The 15,376-nt window shown below is 68.4% G+C and carries 13 protein-coding genes; 8 read left to right on the plus strand and 5 right to left on the minus strand.

Annotation, left to right across the window (positions count from 1 at the left end; all coding sequences use genetic code 11):
* Positions 1-386 precede the first annotated feature (386 nt).
* Complete coding sequence (locus ABIB28_RS08870; protein WP_354287871.1) at positions 387-1,268, plus strand: AraC family transcriptional regulator; 882 nt, start codon at positions 387-389, stop codon at positions 1,266-1,268.
* 361 nt (positions 1,269-1,629) lie between these two features.
* On the opposite strand, the gene nudC is transcribed toward ABIB28_RS08870, so the two are convergent.
* The 3 genes from nudC to ABIB28_RS08885 are packed head-to-tail and all read right to left on the minus strand — an operon-like array spanning position 1,630 to position 4,926.
* The gene (nudC, locus tag ABIB28_RS08875) at positions 1,630-2,496 is read right to left on the minus strand and encodes an NAD(+) diphosphatase (protein ID WP_502958232.1); all 867 of its coding nucleotides are present in this window, start codon (positions 2,494-2,496) and stop codon (positions 1,630-1,632) included.
* A gap of 13 nt (positions 2,497-2,509) precedes the next feature.
* On the minus strand, positions 2,510-3,886 hold the full coding sequence (locus ABIB28_RS08880; protein WP_354287873.1) for a serine hydrolase domain-containing protein: 1,377 nt from the start codon (positions 3,884-3,886) through the stop codon (positions 2,510-2,512).
* Positions 3,883-4,926 (minus strand): A/G-specific adenine glycosylase, encoded by a 1,044-nt coding sequence (locus ABIB28_RS08885; RefSeq protein ID WP_502958229.1) that lies wholly within the window; start codon positions 4,924-4,926, stop codon positions 3,883-3,885. The genes ABIB28_RS08880 and ABIB28_RS08885 overlap by 4 nt, the downstream gene beginning before the upstream one ends.
* Before the next feature lie 14 nt (positions 4,927-4,940).
* Between ABIB28_RS08885 and ABIB28_RS08890 the strand changes: the two genes are divergently transcribed.
* From ABIB28_RS08890 to ABIB28_RS08905, 4 genes are all read left to right on the plus strand, one after another.
* On the plus strand, positions 4,941-5,477 hold the full coding sequence (locus ABIB28_RS08890) for a DUF721 domain-containing protein (RefSeq protein ID WP_426264011.1): 537 nt from the start codon (positions 4,941-4,943) through the stop codon (positions 5,475-5,477).
* A complete protein-coding gene (locus ABIB28_RS08895) occupies positions 5,477-6,184 on the plus strand; it encodes a thioredoxin domain-containing protein (protein ID WP_354287875.1) in 708 nt (235 codons plus the stop codon). Before ABIB28_RS08890 ends, ABIB28_RS08895 begins: the two co-directional genes overlap by 1 nt.
* A gap of 23 nt (positions 6,185-6,207) precedes the next feature.
* Positions 6,208-6,984, plus strand: coding sequence for a thioredoxin domain-containing protein (locus ABIB28_RS08900; protein WP_354287876.1), 777 nt, complete (start codon positions 6,208-6,210; stop codon positions 6,982-6,984).
* A gap of 160 nt (positions 6,985-7,144) precedes the next feature.
* Positions 7,145-10,546, plus strand: a complete 3,402-nt coding sequence (locus ABIB28_RS08905) for a chromosome segregation SMC family protein (protein ID WP_354287877.1) — start codon at positions 7,145-7,147, stop codon at positions 10,544-10,546.
* 5 nt (positions 10,547-10,551) lie between these two features.
* On the opposite strand, the gene ABIB28_RS08910 is transcribed toward ABIB28_RS08905, so the two are convergent.
* Positions 10,552-10,857 carry a hypothetical protein gene (locus ABIB28_RS08910; RefSeq protein WP_133186307.1) on the minus strand — a complete coding sequence of 102 codons (306 nt, stop codon included), beginning with the start codon at positions 10,855-10,857 and terminating at the stop codon, positions 10,552-10,554.
* Between the two features lie 169 nt (positions 10,858-11,026).
* Between ABIB28_RS08910 and ABIB28_RS08915 the strand changes: the two genes are divergently transcribed.
* The 3 genes from ABIB28_RS08915 to ABIB28_RS08925 are packed head-to-tail and all read left to right on the plus strand — an operon-like array spanning position 11,027 to position 14,135.
* Positions 11,027-11,437 carry a hypothetical protein gene (locus tag ABIB28_RS08915; protein ID WP_354287878.1) on the plus strand — a complete coding sequence of 137 codons (411 nt, stop codon included), beginning with the start codon at positions 11,027-11,029 and terminating at the stop codon, positions 11,435-11,437.
* A gap of 48 nt (positions 11,438-11,485) precedes the next feature.
* Complete coding sequence (locus tag ABIB28_RS08920) at positions 11,486-12,736, plus strand: putative DNA modification/repair radical SAM protein (RefSeq protein ID WP_354287879.1); 1,251 nt, start codon at positions 11,486-11,488, stop codon at positions 12,734-12,736.
* A 10-nt stretch (positions 12,737-12,746) separates the two neighbouring features.
* A complete protein-coding gene (locus tag ABIB28_RS08925) occupies positions 12,747-14,135 on the plus strand; it encodes a UdgX family uracil-DNA binding protein (RefSeq protein ID WP_354287880.1) in 1,389 nt (462 codons plus the stop codon).
* Positions 14,136-14,252: 117 nt separating this feature from the next.
* Here the strand turns inward: ABIB28_RS08925 and dinB are convergent, their stop codons facing one another.
* Entirely contained in the window at positions 14,253-15,356 is a 1,104-nt protein-coding gene (gene dinB / locus ABIB28_RS08930) for a DNA polymerase IV (protein ID WP_354287881.1), read from the minus strand.
* Between the last annotated feature and the right edge of the window lie 20 nt (positions 15,357-15,376).

Consider the following 15,376-nt stretch of genomic DNA (forward strand, 5'->3'; position numbering starts at 1 on the left):
CCGACAGCTCAACGAGCGGCCGAGAAAAACCTTGATGTACCAAACGCCAGCGGAGAAGTTCGCACAGAGCGTTGCGTCGATCGGTTGAACCCACCCCCACCGCCGGACGTTCAGGCTGGCGATCCGGGCTCCCGATAACGGCCATTCGTTCAGCTCGATCTTTCCCGTCTCCCCGTCTCCAACGGCACATTTCGGGGAAGTGCAATCGGGAACAGATTTCGGGAAAGGGGGGTGCTCCGCACGGCTCTCTGTGCGATCGCCCGGGCTAGTGTCGCGCTTGCGGGTTCGTTTTCGGGAAAGCCTGCGAGCCATGCTAGAACCGCAAGATCGGTCGAGCGCTTCATATCCGGTCGCGCCTAGCTAGCGACGCCACGGAGGACAGGACGATGAAGGCGGCGCTTCCCAATTACCATGCCCGGATGCAGCGGGTACTAGATCACATCGACCGGCATTTGGACGATGATCTAGATCTCGATGCGATGAGCGGCGTCGCGGCCTTTTCGAAATTCCACTTCCACCGGCAGTTCGTGGCGACCTTCGGGCTATCCGTGCATCGCTACGTCCAGCTCGCCCGCATGAAGCGTGCATCTTATCGGCTGGCCTACAGGGACGCGCAGAGTATCACTGAAATAGCAATGGACGCTGGATACGACGCCCCGGATGCCTTTGCCCGCGCCTTCCGGCAACGGGTCGGGCAATCGCCCTCGTCGTTTCGGAAGGCTCCCGATTGGGAACCGTGGCTTGCGGCCTTCGGGCCTCTCAACAACGCGAGGAGCAAGCTCATGCAGACCACCTACACACCCCACGATGTGACAATCCGCGACGTAGCGCCGACCCCGGTGGCGATCATGGAGCATCGCGGCGATCCGGCGACGATCGGCGCTACCATCCAGCGGTTTATCGCTTGGCGGAAGGCAACCGGCCTGTCGCCGACGGTCAGCCCGACATTCAACGTATTCCACTCCGATCCGCGCACGACCCCCCCGGCCCAGTATCGCATGGACCTATGCGTCGGCACCGATCGACCCGTCGAGGCAAACGGCGAGCGGATCGAGGCCGGCACCATCCCCGGCGGACGCTGCGCGGTGCTGCGCGTCGTCGGCAATACAGATAATCTGGAGCCGGCCGCGCTGTACCTTTACCGCGATTGGCTACCCGCCAGCGGCGAGGAGGCACGGGATTTTCCACTCTACTGCCAGCGCGTCGCCTTCTTTTCGGAGGTGCCTGAGCATGAGGCGGTCGCGGAATTGTTCCTGCCACTGAAATAGCTTGGTAGAGGGCGGCGTTGTTCGCTTGCGCTCTCGCAGCAAACAAGCCGCCCCTTTCCCGAAATTCGATTCTTTTCGGGAAAGGCAGATAGCGTCGGGCACGTCCGCCAACGCTATCCGCCTTCCCAATAGCGGACGGTCCGCATTCCACCAATTGCAGACAACGGCTATGCTACAAACCAAGAATGGACGATGTCCTGTTCATCGCTTGGGCTGAAGCCATCGTCGAATTTGTCGATGAACGCTATGGTCGAGCAGCTGCTTGAATGGCCGCCCTAGCGATGCTGGGCGTGTTTGTGGCGGTGATCGCTGGACTGATATGGTGGATCGCTTGCTGAAGCTGGATGTCCGCTAACCGCAATTACCCCTCGGCCCAAGCCTTCAACAACGTATACGCGATCGCATAAGGCGGTGGCGGCAAAAACGGGCCGTCTTCGCCCGCCAGCACCGCGCGCACGTCGTCGCGCGATACCCAGATCGCGTCCTCGAGCTCGTTGGTGTCGAGCGTGATCGCGTCGTCCTCGGCGATGCCGACACAGGCGATCATCAGCGAGGAGGGAAAGGGCCAGGGCTGGCTCGCGATGTAGCGCACGCCCGAAACGCGGACGCCCGCTTCCTCCATGATCTCGCGCGCGACGGCTTCCTCGATCGATTCGCCGGGTTCGAGGAACCCCGCCAGCGCAGAGTAGCGACCGGGCGGGAACGCCGGCTGGCGGCCGAGCAGCGCGCGGCCATCATGTTCCGCGATCATGATTACCACGGGGTCGACGCGTGGGAAGTGTTCCGCCTTGCAATTGGGGCAGGCGCGGCCCCAGCCGGCGCGGGACAGCGCGGTCTGGTGCCCGCAATTCGCGCAGAACTGGTGGCGGCTGTGCCAGTCGAGCACCGAGCGCGCCGCGGCGTAGGTCGCCGCCTCGCCCGGCGCGAACTGGTCGAGCAAGGCGAACAGCCGCGGGGATCGCCCGGCCGGCGCGCGCATCCCAGGCAGGTACGCCGCAAAATGCGGGCGGCGGGCCTCGTCGAAGCCGAGCAGGATCAGCTCGGCCTCCTCGGGCGTCTCGGCGAGCGAGGACCAGCCGAGCCGACCCTCGCCATCGAGTTCGGGCTCGAAGCGGTCAAGCCGCAGCACGCGCGCGCGCCAGTCGCTGCGTGCGGCGGCTAACCCCTCGGGATCGTGGCGCAGCGCATCGGCGCGGTCGAGCAGACCGCCGGTAAAGCCTGGGGACATCACGCTATGCCGATCACTTGCGCTGGAGCGAGGGGGCAAGGTCGGCGTAGACCGCCTTGGTCGATTCGACGCGCAGCGGCCATTTGTCGCCCGGCAGATAATTGACCATGATCGTCGCGCGGACCTGGTTGACCGGATCGACCCAGGCGATCGTGCCCGCAGCCCCGCCCCAGCCATAGGTGCCCTTGGCCGGGCCGCCGGGGACGTCGCCCAGCGTCACTGAGCCGCCCGCGCCGAAGCCTTGCGCGTTGGTCGTGCCGCCCGTCGCCGAGACCGCGCCGGGGTAGATCACGCCCGCGGGCAGCAAGTTCGACATGGCGAGCTTGGCAGTGGCGGGCTTGAGGATGCGCACGCCGTCGAGGCTGCCGCCGTTCTGGAGCATGTGGAGGAAGCGGTCGTAATCGCCCGCCGAGGTGACGAGGCCGGCGCCGCCATAGGGGAAGCTCGGTTTCTGGAGAAAGACCGAGGTTGCGCCGGGATCGAGCGGGACGCGGGTGTTGCCGGCGATGAAATAGCCCGTCGCGAGGCGGCGCGCTTCGGAGGCGGGGACCTGGAAATAGCTAGAATTCATCTTGAGCGGGGTGAAGATGCGCTGCTGGAGGAAGGCGTCGAACGACTGGCCCGAGGCGACTTCGATCACGCGGCCCATCACGTCGAGGCCGATCGAATAGCTCCATTTGGTGCCGGGCTCGGCGATCAGCGGGAGCGTGGCGACCTTGTTGGCAAAGGCTTCCAGCGTCGCTGGGCGCTTGAGGCGGAGCTGCGCCTCGGTCTTGGCGTCGGAGGTGAAGGGGGTGATGCCGGCGTCTTCATACGCTTTCAGCAGGGGGCCCTTGGTGATGATCGTATAGCCGAGCCCGGCGGTGTGGGTGAGCAGGTTGCGGATCGTGATCGGCTTGGTCGCGGGGCGCGTCTCGAGCGAATCGGGGCTGATCTGGACGCGCATGGTTTTGAACGCGGGGATGAAGTCGCTGACCGGCTGATCGAGGCGCATCTTGCCCTCTTCGATCAGGATCATCGCGGCCATCGCGGTGATCGGCTTGGTCATCGAATAGACGCGCCACAGGCTGTCCTTGTCGACGCGCGGAGCGCCGGGTTCGTCGCCGATCTTGCCGGAGGCGACGATCGCGGTTGGCGTCTGACCTTGGCCGAACGCGCCGACCACGCCGGGGATTTTGTTGCTGTTGATGTAATCGGTGAACAGCCCGAAGGTCTTCGGGAAGCGCGCCAGATCTTTGCTGCCAAGCTGTTCGGTCACGACGAAATCGTCGTTCGCAGCTGTCGCTGGAGCGGACGGCTGGGGGACGGGCTGCGGCGATGCCTGCCCGGCAAGCGCCGCCGATCCGGCGATCGTCGCCAGCAACGTGATTGGAATGATTGCTCGAATCATGGTCGTGCCCTCCTGATGGCGTCCGCCGCCTTGGCGAATACCGTCGGCAGGCCCGCCGAGTCGATCTCGGTCACATCCCACCATTCGCCGTCGTCCGAATGCCCATCCACGCGCGCGACCGCAAGCGACAGTTCGAGCCGGAAGTGCGTGAAAACATGCGCGACGCTTTCGGGCAGCATCTCCCAGTCGGCGGCGAGTGGCGGATCGGCGAGGCCGGGCGGGGTGTCGGCCCACGGCCCGGTCGGCAGCGCGCGCATTCCGCCGAGCAGCCCGCGTGGTGGGCGGCGGACGAACAGGACCTTGTCGTCATGCTGCGCCCAGAAGATCGTGCCGTGGCGCTGCGGCTTGGCGAGCTTCGCTGCTTTGATCGGGAAGCCCTCGGGGTTGCCGAGCCGGTAGCCCTCGCACACGCTCGACAGCGGGCAGGCGAGGCAGCGCGGGCTGCGCGGGGTGCAGACCGAGGAGCCGAGGTCCATCATCGCCTGCGCGAAATCGCCCGAGCGCAGGTCGGGCGTGATCTGGTCGGTTGCGGCACGGACTTCGGGCATCCCGCCGGGGAGCGGGCGTTCGATCGCGAACAGCCGCGCGACGACGCGCGCGACATTGGCGTCGACCACCACCGCGCGTTCGCCGAACGCGATCGCGGCGATGGCGGCGGCGGTGTACGCGCCCACGCCGGGGAGCGCGCGCAGCCCGTCTTCGGTCGTCGGGAAATCGCCCAAGGCGACGACGGCGCGGGCGCAGGCGTGGAGGTTGCGGGCGCGGGCGTAATAGCCGAGCCCCGCCCATGCCGCCATCAGATCGGCCTCGGGCGCGGCGGCGAGTGCCTCGACGCTGGGCCAGCGCGCGACGAATGCCTCGAACTTGGGGCGCACCGCGGCGACCGTCGTCTGCTGGAGCATGATCTCGGACAGCCAGACCCGGTACGGATCGGGCGCGTTGCTGCCGGGCGCGGCGCGCCATGGCAGATCGCGCGCATGGCTATCGTACCAATCGAGCAGGAGTTTTGCTGGCGGGGCGGAAGGACGCTTGGCGGACACGGCCCCGCTATGGCATGGACGACGCAATGAGCAAGCGCGCCACTCCAGCTCCAGCCGTCGAACGCCCGCGCGGCGGCCGTGCGCGATCGGTCGCCGAACTGCTGCCCGATGCGGGCCGCGCCGCGTTTCGCCGCTTCGGCTTCGTCCAGAGCGCGGTGGTCAGCCGCTGGAGCGAAATCGTCGGGCCGCGCTATGCTGGCGTGTCGTCGCCCGAATCGATCAAATTCCCGCATGGCGAGCGCATCGGCGGCACGCTCAATCTCGTCGTGCGCGGCGCGCATGCGACGATGATGCAGCATATCGCGCCCGAGATCATCGAGCGCGTCAATCGCTTCTTCGGCTATGCCGCGGTCGCCAAGGTGCAGTTCCGCCAGGGCGACGTCCCCGTGCCGCGCCCGCGCGCCGCGCCGCCGTCGTTGAAGCCGGTGCCGGTCGATCTCGGCGCGAGCCTCAGGACGATCGCCGATCCCGAATTGAAGGCGGTGCTCGAGGCCTTGGCGGCGGGTGTCGCGGCGACGCGCGGGGCGCCGAGCGTGGGTGGAGACGAATGATGCGATTTGGTCTGGCGGCGCTGGTGTTGGGCGTCGCTCTGGTTTCTTCGGCTGAGGCCGCGCCGCCGAAAAAGGCGCCGGCGCACGCCGCGTGGCTGCAGACGATCGTCGCAACGCCCGAGGGCGGGGTGCGGATGGGCAACCCGGCGGCGAAGGTCAAGCTGATCGAGTTCGGCTCGCGGACCTGTCCGCTGTGTGCGCGCTTCGATGTCGAGGGCCTTCCGGCGCTCAAGGCGGGCTATATCGCGAGCGGCAAGGTCAGCTACGAATTCCGCGATTATCCGGTGCATGGCGCGCTCGATCTCGGGCCGATCCTGCTCGGCCAGTGCGTCCCGACGCGCGCGTTCTTCCCGGTCCTCGACGCGATGATGGCCGAGCAAAAGACGCTGGTCGGGCGCAGCGACGCGATTCCCGATGCCAAGCAGAAGGAATTGCAGACCGCGACGCCCAACGCCGTCGCGAGCTACCTCGCCGGATTCTATGGCTATACCGATTTCGTGGTGAAGCGCGGCCTGCCGCTCGCCAAGGCCAATGCCTGCCTCGCCGATCGCAAGAAGATCGATGTGCTCGTCGCGCGCGCTGACGCCGCCAACAAGGCCTATGCGGTTTCCGGAACACCGACGTTCGTGCTCAACGGCGCGGCGCAAGCCAATGTATACGACTGGGCGGCGCTCGAGCCGCTCGTGCGCGCCGCCGTCGCCAAATGATCTTACTGACTAGGAGCCTATCGATGACCCCTCGTATCCTGTTCGCGGCGGTTGCCGCGCTGTCGCTCGCGTCGTGCGGTGGAAACGATGCCGTTTCGGGCGGCAACAGCGCCGGCGGCACGACGTCGGGCGGCACCACTGCGGGCACCAGCACCGCGGCAGTGACGCCTTCGGCCGCCGGGCAGAAGTGGATCGACACCGTCGTCAAGACGCCCGAGGGCGGCTACCGGATGGGCAATCCCGACGCGGCGATCAAGGTCGTCGAATATGGCTCGCGCACGTGCCCGACCTGCGGCGCGTTCGGCCAGACCGGGCAGAAGCCGCTGACCGAGAATTACGTCTCGACCGGCAAGGTGAGTTACGAGTTCCGCGACTATCTGGTTCACGGCCAGCCCGATTTCGCGCCGAGCCTGCTCGGCCGCTGCGTCGGCACGGCGACCTTCTTCCCGCTGCTCGAAGCGATGTACGTGGCGCAGCCGCAATTCGAGGCGAAGCTCGCCGACCAGGCGGCGACCACCGCGCTGCAGACGCAGCTCCAGGGCAAGACGCCGAACGAGGCCGCTGCGGCATGGGGCGATTATCTCGGCTATGTCGAGTTCGTGAAGCAGCGCGGCATCCCCGAGGCCAAGGCGCGCGCGTGCATCGCCGACAAGGCGGCGCTCGACGAGATCATCGGCATGATGAGCAAGGGCGATGGCGCGGCGGTGACGGGTACGCCGACCTTCATCATCAACGGCGCCAAGGTCGACGGCGTGACCTGGGCTGACGTCGAGGCAGCGCTCAAGCGCGCTGGCGCGTAACGCACCTAGCCCGTCATGCCGGGCTTGTCCCGGCATCCACGGTGCCGCATGGTCCGCGATCATGGGGTGCCAACGACGGTGGACCCCGGGACAGGCCCGGGGGGACGGCCTAGTGTTGGAAGGACGCCCCGCTGTTTCCACTCCGGCCGGGGGGCTCTGAATGCAGATCAAGCGGCTCCGCCTGTCGGGCTTCAAGAGCTTCGTCGACGCGGCCGATCTGCGGATCGAGCCGGGGCTGACCGGCATCGTCGGGCCGAATGGCTGCGGCAAGTCGAACCTGCTCGAGGCGTTGCGCTGGACGATGGGCGAGACCTCGGCGCGGTCGCTGCGCGGCGCGGGGATGGACGACGTCATCTTCGCCGGCACCAATACGCGGCCCGCGCGCGATTTCGCCGAAGTGTCGATGCTGATCGAGGCGGAGGGCGAGGAAAGCGAAGTCGTCCGCCGGATCGAGCGCGGGGCGGGCTCGGCGTACCGGATCGACGGGCGCGACGTGCGCGCGAAGGACGTGGCGTTGCTGTTCGCGGACTCGGCGACGGGCGCGCATTCGCCCGCGCTCGTCAGCCAGGGGCGGATCGGCGCGATCATCGCCGCCAAGCCGCAGGAACGCCGCGCGATGCTCGAGGAGGCGGCAGGGATCGCCGGGCTCCACGTCCGGCGCAAGGACGCCGAGCAGAAGCTGCGCGCGACCGAGGCCAATCTGACGCGGCTCGACGAACTGATCGCCGAACAGGACGGCCGCGCCAACGCTTTGCGGCGCCAAGCGCGGCAGGCCGAACGCTATCGGGCGCTCTCCGACCAGATCCGCATCGCCGAGGCGCGGATGATCTTCGCGCGCTGGCGCGATGCCCAAGCGGCGGCGGATGCGGCGAAGGCCGAGGCGGTGGCGTGCGAGGCAAGCGTCGTCGCCGCCGCCGAGGCGCAGCGCGCCGCCGCCGCCCACGCGCTGGCGGCGACCGAGGCACTGGCGCAGGCGCGCGGCGCGGCACAGGCGCTGCGCGAGGCGGCGAGCGAAGTGGGACACCGGCTCGGCGGATTGCGCGGTGAACAGGCCGCGGCGGTGCGGCGGACGCAGGAGCTTGCGGCGGCGCGGTTGCGGCTCGCCGATGATCGCGCGCGCGAAGGGTCGCTCGCGAGCGACGCCGCCGAGGCGATCGCGCGACTGGTCGACGAGACCAAGCGGCTCGATGCGGCGCTTGCCGCGGCGATTGCGCGCGTGCCCGAGCTCGAGACGCGGTTGAGCGATACCGAACGCGCCGGACGCGACGCCGAGGTCGCGCTTGCGCAAGCGCTTGCCGCGCAAGCGACCGAGGCCGCCGACGCGCGTGTGGCGGATGCGGCGCTTTCGGCAGCGCGCGCGCGCGCCGAGCGCAGCGCGCGCGATCTCGCGCGCGTGACCGCCGAGGCTGCGGCGCTTGGCGATGCCGCGCCGCTGGTCGCGCAGCGCTCCGCGGCTGTCGCCGCGCGGACGCAGGCGCTCCACGACGGCGAGGATGCGCGCGCGTCGCTCACCCGCGCCGATGCCGACGAGCGCGCCAGCATCGGACAACGCGACGGCGCACAGGCGGCACGCGCTACCGCGCACGCCGATCTCGCCGCGCTCGACAGCGAAGCGACCGCGCTGACCAAGGCGACGCGCCGAGACGGTCGCGACCGGCTGCTCGACCAGGTCCAGCCCGACCCGGGCTATGAGCGCGCGCTGGCGGCGGCGCTCGGGGACGATCTCGAGGCCGGGCTCGATTCCGCGGGCGAGCGGCACTGGTCGGGCGCAGTGGTCGTGCCGGGCGATCCGCCGCCGCCGCCGGGAACGGTGCCGCTCGGGCAGCACGTCGAGGCGCCGGCGGCGCTTGCGCGGCGGCTGGCGCAGATCGTGGTGGTCGACAGCGATGACGGCGTTGCGCTTGCCGTCGGGCAGCGGCTGGTGACGCTCGGCGGTGTGCTGCGGCGCTGGGACGGCTATGTCGCCAAGTCGGGCGGCGCGGTGGCGGCCGAGCGGCTCGAGCGGATCAATCGCTTGCGCGCGATCACCGCGCTGCGTCCCGCGGCGGCGCTGGCGGTCGAGACGGCGGATGCTGAGCTCGCGCGGATCGCCACGACGATCGCCGACGCGCGTGCGGCGGCAGTGGCGTCGCGGCGTGCGCTGGAAAGCGCCGAAACGCGCGCCCGGGAGGCTGCGCGCGCGGAAGACCGCGCGACCGCGGCGATCGAACGGATCGAGGCGCAGCGTGCCGACCTGGCCGCGCGGCGCGCGCGGATCGATGCCGAGCATGACGAGGCGGGGGCCGAGGTCGCACGCGCGACCGCGCTGCACGCCGCGCTCCCCGATGGCAGCGCGACGCGTGAGCGCGTCCGCACGCTGTCGGCCGAGGCCGAGGCGCGGCGGAGCGCGATCGCGACCGCGCGCGCCGATCGTGCCGGGGTCGACCGCGACATCGCCAGCGCGCGCGAACGGCTCGCAGCGATGGCAGCCGAGGCGAAAGGCTGGCGCACGCGCGCCGGCGAGGCGGCGCGGCGGATCGCCGAGATGGACAAGCGCGATGTCGAGCTTGCCGTGGAAGCCGAAGCGCTGGTTGGCCGACCCGAGGCGCTCGCGAACGAGGTGGCAGCGTTCGAAACGTCGCACGCCGCCGCGCGTGCCGAGGCCGAGGACGCCGCGAGGACCGAGCGTGCCGCCGAAATGACGCTGCGCGACACCGAAGCGCGCGCGGCAGCGGCGGCGGAGGCGCTGGCGCAAGCGCGCGAGGCGCGCGCAGGCGCGACGGCACGCGCGGAAAACCAGGAATTGCGCCGCGTCGAGATGAACCGGCTGGCGGGCGAGCGCTTCCAATGCCCCTCGGTGCTGCTCCCCGAGCGCGTCGGGTTCGACGGCGGGACGGTGCGTAGTCCGGCGGAAGAATCCGCTTCGCACGAAAAGCTGATGCTCGATCGCGATCGGATCGGCCCGGTCAATCTCGTTGCCGAGACCGAGCTCGCCGAACTCGAGGCGGCAAGTTCGGGCAATGCCGCCGAGCGCGAGGAGCTTGGGCTCGCGGTCAACCGGCTGCGCGGCTCGATCGGCACGCTCAATCGCGAGGGGCGGCAGCGGCTGCTTGCCGCGTTCGAAGCGGTCGACGGGCATTTCCGGCGGCTGTTCACGACGCTGTTCAACGGCGGCAGCGCACATCTCGAACTGATCGATTCGGATGATCCGCTCGAGGCTGGGCTCGAGATCATGGCGCAGCCGCCGGGCAAGAAGCTCCAGTCGCTGACGTTGCTATCGGGTGGGGAACAGGCGCTGACCGCGGTCGCGCTGATTTTCGGGCTGTTTCTCACCAACCCGGCGCCGATCTGCGTGCTCGACGAGGTCGATGCGCCGCTCGACGATGCGAATATCGAGCGATTCTGCGGGCTGCTCGACGCAATGACGCGCGAAACGCAGACACGCTATCTGATCGTGACGCACAATGCGGTGACGATGAGCCGGATGCACCGGCTGTTCGGGGTAACGATGGTCGAGCAAGGCGTCAGCCGCCTCGTCTCGGTAGATCTCGGCGGCGCGGAAAGCCTCCTCGCCGCCGAGTAGGTCAATCAGCAGCCGTTGCGACGGTTCTGCGCAGCGTCGTGACGCTTGTCGAGATGCTTGCCGAGGAGCGCACCGCCGACGCCGCCGGCAACCGTGCCGAGCACGCCGCCGCCGAGCGCATTACCAGCGAGCGCACCACCGGCACCGCCGACGAGCAGGCCGGTCGTGCCCGACGAACGACGGCACGAATAATGGCGGTTCGACTTGCCGTAATAGCGATGCTTGCGCGCTTCGGCCTTGTCGGTGGGGAGGGCCATCGTTGCCGGAATGACGAGCGAAGCGGCGGCGAGCGAGAGGAAGAGGTGACGCATGATGGTATAATCCCTTTTTGACCCTATTCGGGTGCGTAACGTTCCGTCGCGGCGAGGGTTGCATCGCCGAGCGAACAATCTCGTCTTGGCGATCATTTGATTAACCTTTGTTGAGCAATATAGCGGGTGAAATGAGCAAGGGTGAAATGGGCAAGGCAAGGCAACGTGCATGAACGATGCCACACTATACGGGCCGCAGAGCGACATCATTCCATACGCGGCCATGCCGACGATGGTGAAAACCGGCCTGTGGGCGTGCGACCTCGCAACGGAAACGCTGACGTGGAGCGAGGGCGTCTACGATCTGTTCGGGTTTCCGCGCGGCAGCGTGCTCGATCGCGCCACGGCGGCGGCATGCTACACACCTGAATCGCGCATCGCGCTCGAATGCATGCGCATGGCTGCGATCCGCGACAAGACCGGCTTCATGCTCGACGCCGAGATCGAGATCGACGGCAAGCGGCGCTGGGTGCGGATCGTCGCGCAAGTCGAATGCGTCGACGGCAAGGCCGGGCGGCTGGTCGGCTCGAAGAGCGACGTGACGCACGAGAAGCGGGTGGGGCTTCATTCGGGCTTCTGATTTCTAACCTGGGTTGCGTCTGGGCGACGCGGAACATATATCGAACGCATGGCCCAGCTCGACGTCCAGCAGAAACTCGCGATCCTTGCCGACGCCGCCAAATACGATGCATCGTGCGCCTCTTCGGGATCGGTGAAGCGTACGTCGCGCGAAGGCAAGGGGATCGGCTCGACCGATCAGGGGATGGGCATCTGCCACGCCTATGCGCCCGATGGCCGCTGCATCTCGCTGCTCAAGATCCTGCTGACCAACAGCTGCATCTTCGACTGCCATTATTGCATCAACCGCAAGAGCTCGAACGTGCGGCGCGCGCGCTTCACCGCGGAGGAGGTCGTGCGGCTTACGCTGTCCTTCTACCGCCGCAATTATATCGAGGGGCTGTTCCTGTCGTCGGGGATCATCGGATCGTCGAACTATACGATGGAGCAGATGGTCGAGGTCGCGCGCAGCTTGCGCGAGGATCATGATTTCCGCGGCTACATTCATTTGAAGACGATCCCCGACGCCGATCCCGAGCTCGTCCATCAGGCGGGGCTGCATGCCGATCGCCTCTCGATCAATGTCGAGCTGCCGACCGTAGCGGGACTGACTCGGCTCGCACCCGAAAAGTCGGCGGCGCGGATCGAGGGCGCGATGGGCGACACCAAGACCGCGATCCTCGACACGAGCGACGCCAAGAAGCGCTTCAAGTCGGCGCCGCGCTTCGCGCCCGCCGGGCAATCGACGCAGATGATCGTCGGGGCGGATGCGGCGACCGACGGCGACATCGTCACCAAGGCGTCGACGCTGTACGATCGCTTCGGCCTGCGCCGCGTCTATTATTCGGCATTCAGCCCGATCCCCGATGCGAGCGCGGTGCTCCCGCTCCAGCGCCCGCCGCTGATGCGCGAACACCGGCTGTACCAGTCGGACTGGCTGATGCGCTTTTACGACTACACGCCGGCCGATGTCGTCGCCGCCGCCGACGCGACGACGGGGATGCTGCCGCTCGACATCGACCCCAAGCTTGCCTGGGCGCTCAAGTTCCGCGGGTCGTTCCCGGTCGACGTCAATCGCGCGCCGCGCGAGGCGTTGCTGCGCGTTCCCGGGCTCGGGGTGAAGGCGGTGACCGCGATCCTGGCGGCGCGACGCTGGCGGCGGCTGCATCTCGCCGATGTCGCCCGGCTCACGGTGTCCGTCGCGAAAGTGCGACCGTTCCTGATCGCCGAAGATTGGCGCCCGGTGGCGCTCAGCGATCGCGCCGAATTGCGACCGGTGGTTGCACCCAAGACCGAGCAATTGGAGTTGTTCGCGGCATAAGGGGAGCTTGATGCGCGCGATTACTCTTGCCGAACCCGATGATTTCGACGGCTGGCGCGATGCCGCGCGCAGTCTCGCCGCTGCGGGCGTGCCGCCCGAGGACGTCGTCTGGCCGGGCGCGGGCAACCCGACCGACCTGTTCGCGGCGACCGCCGACACGATGGTGCCGACCGGCCCGGCCTTTGCGGTGCCGCGCGCGTTTATCGATCTGGCGAAGAAGGCCGTGCTCCACCGCGATCCCGAGCGCTTCGCCTTGCTCTACACGCTGCTTGCGCGGATCCGCGTGCAGCCTGGCGCGATCGAGGATCATGCCGATCCGCTGCTCCGGCGGCTCGAGCATCTCGCGCAGGAAGTGCGCAAGGACATCCACAAGATGCGCGCCTTCCTGCGCTTCCGCGAGGTCGACGAGGATGGCGTCGCGCGTTTCGTCGCCTGGTTCGAGCCCGAGCATCATATCGTGCGCGCCAATGCCGGCTTTTTCCTCGATCGCTTCTCGAGCATGCGCTGGTCGATCCTGACGCCCGAGCTGTCGCTGCATTGGGACGGTGAGACGCTCGCAGAAGGCCCCGGTGCCGCCAAGAGCGACGCGCCCGACGGCGACCCGATCGAGGAAGTGTGGAAGACCTATTACGCCTCGATCTTCAACCCGGCGCGGCTCAAGATCGGCATGATGCTGAAAGAGATGCCGCGCAAATATTGGAAGAACATGCCCGAGACCGCCTTGGTGCCAGGCCTCATCGCGGGCGCGCAGGCGCGGGAAAGCGGGATGATGGCGACGGCGCAGACGAAGCGCGACATCGGCGACAATATCGACGCGGCGTGGGCGGCTCTGCGGGGTGAAGCGGCGGGGTGCACGCGCTGTTCGCTCTACGGGCCGGCAACGCAGACGGTGTTCGGCGAAGGGCCGGTCGATGCCAGCTTGATGTTCGTCGGCGAGCAGCCCGGCGACCAGGAGGATTTGGCGGGCAAGCCGTTCGTCGGGCCGGCGGGGCAGGTGTTCGACCGTGCGCTCGCCGCGGCAGGGATCGAGCGCGCGGGCGTCTACGTCACCAACGCGGTCAAGCATTTCAAGTTCGAACCGCGCGGCAAGCGCCGCATCCATGCCAAGCCCGATGCCGGCGAGATCGACGCGTGCCGCTGGTGGATCGAGCAGGAGCAATTGCTCGTCCGGCCGAAGGTGACGGTCGCGCTCGGCGCGACCGCGGCGCGCAGCCTGTTCGGGCGCGTCGTGACGATCGGCAAGGAGCGCGGGCGCGCGCTGACGCTGCCCGGTGGGGGCGAGGCGTGGATCACGGTGCATCCGAGCTATTTGCTGCGGATACCCGACCGCGCGCAGGCGGATGCGGAATATGCGCTCTTCGTCGAGGATCTGCAGCGCGTGGGGGAGCGGGTGGCGTAGCGGCATCGTTCCCCGGCGAAGGCCGGGGCCCAGTCGTGGGCGCTATGGGACGGAGGCTGTGCTAGAACCGCCAACGCTCGCAACTGGGCCCCGGCCTTCGCCGGGGAACGACGGGCGCTATAGCAACAACGTCGCCTGCTCGGTCGCTTCCTCATTGTCGGTGATCCCCGACAGCGTCAGCCCGAGTAAGCGCACGCCGAGCGGCACCGGAAGCTGCGCATCGAGCAACGCACGTCCGCCCGCGACGAAGCTTGCGCGGTCGAACGCCCCGCGACTGAGCGAGCGCGCCCGCGTGATCGTGCGGAAATCCGAGAAGCGCAGCTTGAGCGTCACTGTCCGTCCGCGCACGCCGTGGCGCTCGATCCGCACCAGCGCCGCCTCGGCGACCCGGTCGAGCGCGGCGTGGAGATCGGCAGGGAACGCGATGTCGGTCTCGAAGGTGCGCTCGGCGCCGACCGACTTGGTCGCGCGGTTGCTGCGCACCGGACGGTGGTCGATCCCGCGCGCGGCGCCGTAGAGATAGTCGGCATAACTGCCGAAATGCGCGTGGAGGAAGGCGAGCGGTTGCTCGCGCAGGTCGGCGCCGGTCTCGATTCCGAGCGCCGCCATCCGCGTCGCGGTCACCGGGCCGACGCCGTGGAAGCGCTTGACCGGCAGGCTCGCAACGAACGCCGCGCCGCGCGCGGGCGGGATGACGCAAATGCCGTCGGGCTTGTTCTGGTCCGAGGCGAGCTTGGCGATGAACTTGTTGTAGCTAACGCCCGCCGACGCGGTGAGCCCAGTCTCGGCCTTGATCCGCGCGCGGATCTGCTCGGCGATCGCCTTGGCCGAGCCGAGGGCGTGGCGGTCCTCGGTCACGTCGAGATACGCCTCGTCGAGCGAGAGCGGTTCGATCTGGTCGGTATAATCGGCGAAGATCGCGCGGATCTGCTGCGAGATCGCGCCATAGACGTCGAAGCGCGGCGGCACGAACACAAGGTCAGGACAGCGCCGGATCGCGGTGACCGAGGGCATCGCCGAGCGCACGCCGAAGGTCCGCGCCTCATAGCTCGCCGCCGCGACCACGCCGCGCGCGCGTGATCCGCCGACCGCGACGGGGCGGCCGCGCAACGACGGATCGTCGCGCTGCTCGACCGAGGCATAGAAGGCATCCATGTCGATATGGATGATCTTGCGCTGTGGGGGCGGGGGCGGGGGTGGGGCGCTGTCGGAGTCGGCCATGCTTCGCGTAACGCTACTCG

The organism is Sphingomonas sp. UYEF23 (genome assembly GCF_040546165.1).
In the GTDB taxonomy this organism is placed as follows: domain Bacteria; phylum Pseudomonadota; class Alphaproteobacteria; order Sphingomonadales; family Sphingomonadaceae; genus Sphingomonas; species Sphingomonas glacialis.

Coding starts and splice junctions, on each gene's coding strand:
- ABIB28_RS08900 (WP_354287876.1), top strand. CDS start 6,208: ATGACCCCTCGTATCCTGTTCGCGGCGGTTGCCGCGCTGTCGCTCGCG.
- dinB (WP_354287881.1), bottom strand. CDS start 15,356: ATGGCCGACTCCGACAGCGCCCCACCCCCGCCCCCGCCCCCACAGCGC.
- ABIB28_RS08910 (WP_133186307.1), bottom strand. CDS start 10,857: ATGCGTCACCTCTTCCTCTCGCTCGCCGCCGCTTCGCTCGTCATTCCG.
- ABIB28_RS08895 (WP_354287875.1), top strand. CDS start 5,477: ATGCGATTTGGTCTGGCGGCGCTGGTGTTGGGCGTCGCTCTGGTTTCT.
- ABIB28_RS08915 (WP_354287878.1), top strand. CDS start 11,027: ATGAACGATGCCACACTATACGGGCCGCAGAGCGACATCATTCCATAC.
- ABIB28_RS08925 (WP_354287880.1), top strand. CDS start 12,747: ATGCGCGCGATTACTCTTGCCGAACCCGATGATTTCGACGGCTGGCGC.
- ABIB28_RS08905 (WP_354287877.1), top strand. CDS start 7,145: ATGCAGATCAAGCGGCTCCGCCTGTCGGGCTTCAAGAGCTTCGTCGAC.
- nudC (WP_502958232.1), bottom strand. CDS start 2,496: ATGTCCCCAGGCTTTACCGGCGGTCTGCTCGACCGCGCCGATGCGCTG.
- ABIB28_RS08870 (WP_354287871.1), top strand. CDS start 387: ATGAAGGCGGCGCTTCCCAATTACCATGCCCGGATGCAGCGGGTACTA.
- ABIB28_RS08890 (WP_426264011.1), top strand. CDS start 4,941: ATGGACGACGCAATGAGCAAGCGCGCCACTCCAGCTCCAGCCGTCGAA.
- ABIB28_RS08920 (WP_354287879.1), top strand. CDS start 11,486: ATGGCCCAGCTCGACGTCCAGCAGAAACTCGCGATCCTTGCCGACGCC.
- ABIB28_RS08880 (WP_354287873.1), bottom strand. CDS start 3,886: ATGATTCGAGCAATCATTCCAATCACGTTGCTGGCGACGATCGCCGGA.